Annotated in this window: 8 protein-coding genes; 5 read left to right on the top strand and 3 right to left on the bottom strand. The window is 67.1% G+C overall.

Features of this window, described 5'->3' with window-relative positions; genetic code table 11:
• Nucleotides 1-139 precede the first annotated feature (139 nt).
• Complete coding sequence (tsaD, locus tag ISO4_RS06560) at nt 140-1,180, top strand: tRNA (adenosine(37)-N6)-threonylcarbamoyltransferase complex transferase subunit TsaD (protein ID WP_142947319.1); 1,041 nt, start codon at nt 140-142, stop codon at nt 1,178-1,180.
• 7 nt (nt 1,181-1,187) lie between these two features.
• Here tsaD and plsY read toward each other — a convergent pair whose 3' ends face one another.
• On the bottom strand, nt 1,188-1,802 hold the full coding sequence (gene plsY / locus ISO4_RS06565; protein ID WP_194855595.1) for a glycerol-3-phosphate 1-O-acyltransferase PlsY: 615 nt from the start codon (nt 1,800-1,802) through the stop codon (nt 1,188-1,190).
• A gap of 57 nt (nt 1,803-1,859) precedes the next feature.
• Between plsY and folB the strand changes: the two genes are divergently transcribed.
• Both folB and folK read left to right on the top strand, forming a co-directional pair.
• A complete protein-coding gene (gene folB, locus ISO4_RS06570) occupies nt 1,860-2,216 on the top strand; it encodes a dihydroneopterin aldolase (RefSeq protein ID WP_194855596.1) in 357 nt (118 codons plus the stop codon).
• The gene (folK, locus tag ISO4_RS06575; RefSeq protein ID WP_194855597.1) at nt 2,216-2,707 is read left to right on the top strand and encodes a 2-amino-4-hydroxy-6-hydroxymethyldihydropteridine diphosphokinase; all 492 of its coding nucleotides are present in this window, start codon (nt 2,216-2,218) and stop codon (nt 2,705-2,707) included. The genes folB and folK overlap by 1 nt, the downstream gene beginning before the upstream one ends.
• A gap of 6 nt (nt 2,708-2,713) precedes the next feature.
• Here folK and ISO4_RS06580 read toward each other — a convergent pair whose 3' ends face one another.
• Together ISO4_RS06580 and ISO4_RS06585 are read right to left on the bottom strand one after the other, a co-directional pair.
• Nucleotides 2,714-3,451, bottom strand: coding sequence for a pteridine reductase (locus ISO4_RS06580; protein WP_142947315.1), 738 nt, complete (start codon nt 3,449-3,451; stop codon nt 2,714-2,716).
• Entirely contained in the window at nt 3,430-4,680 is a 1,251-nt protein-coding gene (locus ISO4_RS06585; protein WP_142947314.1) for a multifunctional CCA addition/repair protein, read from the bottom strand. The genes ISO4_RS06580 and ISO4_RS06585 overlap by 22 nt, the downstream gene beginning before the upstream one ends.
• Before the next feature lie 169 nt (nt 4,681-4,849).
• Between ISO4_RS06585 and ISO4_RS06590 the strand changes: the two genes are divergently transcribed.
• Entirely contained in the window at nt 4,850-5,785 is a 936-nt protein-coding gene (locus tag ISO4_RS06590) for a DMT family transporter (protein WP_194855598.1), read from the top strand.
• 62 nt (nt 5,786-5,847) lie between these two features.
• The gene (locus ISO4_RS06595) at nt 5,848-6,828 is read left to right on the top strand and encodes an NAD(P)H-dependent flavin oxidoreductase (protein ID WP_142947312.1); all 981 of its coding nucleotides are present in this window, start codon (nt 5,848-5,850) and stop codon (nt 6,826-6,828) included.
• Nucleotides 6,829-6,867 lie beyond the last annotated feature (39 nt).

Consider the following 6,867-nt stretch of genomic DNA (forward strand, 5'->3'; position numbering starts at 1 on the left):
TTGAAATTGGATTAATGAGTGCGCTGAGGGGCTCAGGTGGAGGGCCCGGACAGCAGGGCGCGAATTCTACCTGAGCTCGGAGGAAATGCAAAGAGGCGGGCTTGGCGGTATCATGCGCCTCCTTATTCAGGGAGTCTCCATGCGCGTATTGGGCATCGAATCCAGCTGTGACGAGACCGGCGTGGCCATCTTCGACACCGAACAGGGCCTGCTCGGCCAGGCGCTGTATAGCCAGATCGACATGCATGCCGCCTACGGCGGCGTGGTGCCGGAGCTGGCCAGCCGCGACCATGTGCGCCGGCTGCTGCCGCTGGTGCGCCAGGTGATGAGCGAGGCCGGCACCACCCCGGAGCAGCTCGACGGCGTGGCGTTCACCGCCGGCCCGGGGCTGGCCGGGGCGCTGCTGGTGGGCGCCGGCGTCGGCCGCAGCCTGGCCTACGGCTGGGGCCTGCCGGCGGTGCCGGTGCACCATATGGAGGGGCATTTGCTGGCGCCGATGCTGGAAGAGGATGGCCCGGACTTCCCGTTCGTGGCGCTGCTGGTGAGCGGCGGCCATTCGCTGCTGCTGGAGGCGCGCGCCCTGGGCGACTACGCACCGCTGGGCGAGTCCGTGGACGACGCCGCCGGCGAAGCCTTCGACAAGGTGGCGAAAATGATGGGCCTGGGCTACCCCGGCGGCCCGCGCCTGGCGAAGCTGGCCGAGAGCGGCACGGCCGGGCGGTTCCGCTTCCCCCGGCCGATGACCGACCGGCCCGGCCTGGACATGAGCTTTTCCGGGCTCAAGACCTTCACCCTGAACACCATCAACGACCTGGGCGGCGTCGCCGCGCTGAGCGACCAGGACCGCTGTGACATCGCCCTGGCGTTCCAGGAGGCGGCGGTGGACACCCTGGTGATCAAGTGCCGCCGCGCCATGGAGCAGACCGGCGCCAAACGGCTGGTGGTGGCCGGCGGCGTCAGCGCCAACGTGATGCTGCGCGAGCGGTTGGACGCGGCCATGGCCAAGAAGGGCGTGCGGGTGTTCTATCCGGGGCTGGCCTACTGCACCGACAACGGCGCCATGATCGCCTACGCCGGCGCGTTGCGGCTGGCCGGCGGCGAACGCAGCGGCCTGCCGATCGCGGTGCGGCCGCGCTGGCCGCTGGCGGAGCTGGCCCCGCTATCGCAAGACGCCTCCTGAACGGATCTCAGCGTTTGCCGCGGAACCCCAGCTCTTCGCCGCTGAGCAGCTTGGTGAGGTTGGCCCGGTGGCGGATCACCATGATCACGGTGAGCGCCGCCATCGGCCAGAAGGCGGTGGGCAGCCAGAACCACAGACTGATCGGCGCGGCGACAAAGGCCAGCAGCGACGCCACCGAGGAGATCCGCGTCACCCCGAACACCAGCAGCCAGACCGCCCCCGCCACCAGGCCGCTGGGCCAGTGCAGCGGAAACAGCAGACCGAAGGCGGTGGCCACGCCCTTGCCGCCCCGGAACTGGAAAAACACCGGAAACAGGTGGCCGAGGAAGGCGCAGAAGCCGACCAGCGCCGCCGCCGTGGCGGACAGCCCCAGGCCGTAAGCCACCAGCACCGGCACGGTGCCCTTGAGCACGTCGCCGAGCAGGGTCAGGGCGGCGGCGGGTTTGCCGCCGATGCGCAGCACATTGGTGGCGCCGGGGTTGCTGGACCCCTGGGTGCGCGGGTCCGGATAGCCGAACAGCCGGCATACCAGAATGGCGCTGGAGATCGAACCCAGCAGGTAAGCGGCCGCGCACAAAGGCAGCAACCAGCTCCAGCTTTCCTGTAATGCTATGGTGTCCACCGGCTATAATCCTGTTTTTTTAAAGTCTCGAAACCCCGGGCATTATCAAGGACCAACATGGATATCGTCTATATCAATGATCTGAAGGTGGACACGGTAATCGGCATTTTCGATTGGGAGCGCCGCATCCGCCAGACCGTAAGCCTGGACCTGGAAATGGCCACCGACATACGCAAGGCCGCCGCCAGCGATCACATTGATGACGCTCTGGACTACAAGAGCATCGGCAAGCGGGTGATTCAGTTCATCGAAGACAGCGACTTCCAGTTGGTGGAAACCCTGGCCGAGCGGGTCGCCGACGTGGTCCGCGAGGAGTTCGGGGTGGCCTGGCTGAAGCTGCGCCTCAGCAAGCCCGGCGCCCTGCGCGGGTCGCGGGATGTGGGCGTTATCATTGAGCGGGGGGAGCGCACCTGATGACCACGGTATTTCTCAGCCTCGGCTCCAACATCGACCGGCAGCACAACATCGGTTCGGGGCTGGACGACCTGGCCGCCGCCTTCGGCGAGCTGCGTCTGAGCCCGGTCTATGAAAGCGAGGCGGTGGGTTTCAAGGGCAGCCCGTTCTTCAATCTGGTGGTGGCGCTGGACACCGACCTGCCGGTGGCGGAACTGGCGGACCGGCTGCGCGACATCGAACGCGCCCACGGCCGGGTGCGTGGCGAGAAGAAATTCGCCAGCCGTACCCTGGATATCGACATTCTCACCTACGGGGATCTCACCGGCGAGTTCGACGGCGTCAGCCTGCCCCGCGATGAAATCCTCAAACACGCTTTCGTGCTGCGGCCGCTGGCCGATCTGGCGCCGTACGCGATGCATCCCCAGTTTGGCCGTACCTACGCGGCCCTGTTCAACGAATACCGTTTTCCGGAGCAGCGCCTCTGGCAGGTGCCGTTCGTCTGGCCCTGAAGCGGCTCAGCCGCCGGGGAAGGAGAGCGAGCGGCCGCCGTCCACCGCCAGAATCTGGCCGGTGATGTAGGGCGCTTCCAGGGCCAGCCAGGCCACGGTGGCGGCGATGTCGTCGGGATCGCCGGCGCGGCCCAGGGCGGTGGCGTCGAGGATGTCCTGCTGGTTTTCCTGGCCCTGCTCGGGCCACAGGATGGCGCCCGGCGACACGCCGTTAACGCGCACCGCCGGCCCCAATTCGCGGGCCAGGCTCTTGGTCATCATCGCCAGCCCGGCTTTCGCCATGCAGTAGAGCGGGTGTCCGGCGAGCGGCTTCTCCGCGTAGACGTCGACGATGTTAACGATCGCCCCGCCGGCCGCCTCCAGGTCACCGGCCAGTTGCTGGCTTAGCAGGAAGGGGGCGCGCAGGTTGCTGTGCATCAGCGTGTCCCAGTCGTCGTCGGACGCCTGGCCGAGCGGCGTGGGGTAGAAGCTGGAGGCGTTGTTGATCAGTACGTCGAGACCGCCGAAGGCGTCCCGGGCGCGCACCGCCAGATCGCGCACCGCCACCGGGTCGCGCAGGTCGGCGGCCAGGCACGCGGCGCTGGCCGGCCGCTCGCGGTTGAAAGCGTCCACCAGCTGGCGGGCCTCCTGTTCGCTCCGGTGGTAGTGAATCACCACCCGGCAGCCTTTCCGGTGCAGGGTTTCCGCGATGCGGGCGCCGATGCGCCGGGCGCTGCCTGTAATCAGAGCGATGGGGGCTGCCATTTTTCCAGGAACTCCTTTTTGTATTCCTTGATGCGTTTAATGCGTTTGTCGTCCAGGGCGCGGCCCAGGGCCGGACCGGTGAGGCCCGCTTCCCGCAGGCCGGCCACGTCCACGTCGCGCACCGCTTCACTGAGGCCCAGCAAAAACGCGCCCTGAACGTAGGGCGTTTTGTAGTCCGCCGAGCACACCCGGGCGTCCGCCTCGCAGGCGTCGACCAGAAACTTCAGCCGCCGGGGGCGGCGCAGCACGTCCAGGTTGTGCAGCAGCTCCCAGACCTCCGGCGGGCGCAATTTCAGCACCCGCTGCACCCGCGATTGCCAGCGCGCCATGGTCATGGCGGCGTCGGTCATTTCCTTGGGCACGCGCAGCCGCTGGGACATGGTCTTGGCCACGTGCATGCCGCGTCGTTCATGGCCGCGGTGTTCCGGCCAGCCGTCCGGCGGCGTTTCCGCTTTTCCGAAATCGTGGCAGAGCAGGGCGTAGCGGGACGTCAACGGCAGCTTCAGACGCGCCGCCTGGGCCAGACAGCGCCACTGATGGCTGAGCACATCCAGGGCCGGCTGGTGGTCCGGCGATTGCGGAATGCCGTCCAGGTTGGCCACCTCGGGAAACAGTTCGGCGAGCGCGCCGCATTCGTGCAGCACCTGAAAAAAGACCTGAGGGGAGCGTTCCATCAGGGCGCGGCTGGTCTCTTTCCAGACCCGCTCGGCGGCCAGGTGCGTCATCTCGCCGCTCATCACGATGTCGCCCATCAGTTCCAGGGTGGTGTCCGCCACCCGGAAACCCATCCAGTGGTAGCGGGCGGCGAAGCGCGCCACGCGCAGCACGCGCAGCGGATCCTCGGCGAAGGCCGGCGACACATGGCGCAGAATACGCGCCTTTAAATCCCGCTTGCCGTTAAAAGGATCGATGATCTCGCCGCCCGGGGTTCTGGCCATGGCGTTGATGGTGAGGTCGCGCCGGATCAGATCGTCTTCCAGCGTTACATCGGTGTCGGTATGGAACACAAAGCCGCCGTAACCGTGGCCGCTTTTGCGCTCGGTGCGGGCGAGGGCATACTCCTCGCGGGTGTCCGGGTGCAAAAACACGGGGAAATCGTTGCCCACCGGTTTGAAACCCTGGTCCACCAGTTGTTGCGGCGTGGCGCCGACCACTACCCAGTCTCTTTCCTTGACCGGCAGCCCGAGCAGTTGATCGCGCACGGCACCGCCTACCAGATAAATGTCCATGTTGTTGTTACCAACCCTTTAACGCAGAATGATTACATCGAGGCCGCGGCGCTGTTAAGCCTGCGGCTTTTTTGTTTTTGGAACCTTGATCCAGGTCGGTGGGCTCCTTAGTGAACGCATTTTCACTGTCGCGTCCCCGAGGTACAAGTTTTACGAACGGATAAACACCATGAATACCCTGGTCGCCTATTTGATCGTGATCGCCGTATGGGCGACCACGCCTCTGGGCATCAAATGGAGTGGCGAGGCGCTGCCGGCGTTCGCCGCCGCCGGTTCGCGGATGGCCATCGCCGCCGTGCTGGGATTGCTGTGGCTGGCGGCGCGGCGTCAGGGGCTGCCCCTGCATCGCCGCGCGCTGTCCAGCTACGCGGCGGCGCTGCCGGGGATTTTCGGCGCCATGGGCTGCAGCTACATGGCGGCGCGGGACCTGCCGTCGGGCCTGATCTCGGTGGTGTTCGGGCTGGCGCCGTTGATCTCCGGGGTGATGATGCAGTGGCTGCCCGGCGGCACCCGGCTCAACGGTTGGCACTGGCTGGCCTGCCTGCTGGGGCTGGCCGGCCTGGCGCTGGTATTCGGCGACAGCTTCGCGCTGCTGTTCCAGGACGGCGCCGCGCTGGTCGGCGACGAGGCGCGGCGCGGGCGCGGGCTGCTGTGGATTCTCAGCGCGGTGACCCTGTTCGCCGCCTCCGGCATCGTGGTGCAGCGGGTCGGCGCCGGGCTGGCGCCGATGCAGCAGACCGTGGGCGGTTTGCTGTTTTCCCTGCCGCTGTACGCCCTGGCCATGTGGCTGAGCGGCCAGGGGTTCGACTACAGCGGCGACCAGCGCGGCCTGGGCGCGATCGTCTATCTGGCGGTGTTCGGTTCCCTGCTGGGCTTCTATTGCTACTTCCAGGTGCTGGCGCGGCTGCCCGCCGCCACGGTGGCGCTGGTCACCCTGATCACGCCGGTGCTGGCGCTGATGCTGGGCGCCGCCCTCAACGATGAACTGCTGGGCGCACGGGTGCTGGCCGGCGCCGCCGTGATCGTGGCGGCCCTGGGTCTGTACCTGCTCGGCGACCGGCGGGTGCGGCGCGGTGTCGTTTCCACCGCCGCCGGCGACGGATAAGATCATTGCGCCCACGGCGGCCTCTGAGTAGGGTCACTGGGTCACGACGGGAGAGTGAATCAATGAAAACACGTCTTACAGAATTGCTAGGTACCCGCTACCCGATCATCCAGGGCGGCATGCAGAATGTCGGCTACGCGGAACTGGCGGCGGCGGTGTCCAACGCCGGCGCGCTGGGCATCATCACCGGGCTGACCCAGCCCACGCCGGAGGATCTCGCCAAGGAGATCGCCCGCTGCAAGGAAATGACCGACCAGCCGTTCGGCGTCAACCTGACGCTGCTGCCCACCATCAAGCCGGTGCCGTACGAAGAGTACGCCCAGGTGATCGTCGACGCCGGCGTCAAGATCGTGGAAACCGCCGGGCGCAGCCCGGAACCCTTCATGCCGCTGTTCAACGAGCACGGCATCAAGGTGATCCACAAGTGCACCTCGGTGCGCCACTCCCTGAAGGCCCAGAGCCTGGGCTGCGCGGCGGTGTCCGTGGACGGCTTCGAGTGCGCCGGCCACCCCGGCGAGGACGACGTCACCAACCTGGTGCTGCTGCCGGCCGCCGCCAAGGTGCTGGACATTCCCATGGTCGCCTCCGGCGGCATCGGCACCGGCGCGCAGATGGCCGCCTGCCTGGCCCTGGGTGCCGACGGCATCAACATGGGCACGCGCTTCATGGCCACCAAGGAAGCGCCCATCCACGAGAACATCAAGCGCGCCATCGTCGAAGGCAGCGAGCGCGACACCGCGCTGGTCTACCGGCCGCTGCGCAACACCGCCCGGGTCTACAAGAACAAGGTCGCCGAGCGGGTCAACGAGATCGAGCGCGAGCAGGGCAAGGACATGAAGTTCGAGCTGATCAGCGACATGGTCGCCGGCGCCAAGGGCAAGGTGGCCCTCACCGAGGGCGACGTGGACTACGGCATCTGGACCAGCGGCATGGTGCAGGGGCTGATCGACGCCATCCCGTCCTGCGAGGACCTGGTGCAGGAAATCATCCGCGAGTGCGAGAGCACCATCCGCGACCGGCTGTCGGTGTTCGCCGCCTCCTGAATGCAAGATGGTCCCTCCAGCGGGGGCGCGGGTCTGTGT

Source organism: Alloalcanivorax venustensis ISO4, assembly GCF_015356855.1.
Classification (GTDB): Bacteria; Pseudomonadota; Gammaproteobacteria; order Pseudomonadales; family Alcanivoracaceae; genus Alloalcanivorax; species Alloalcanivorax venustensis.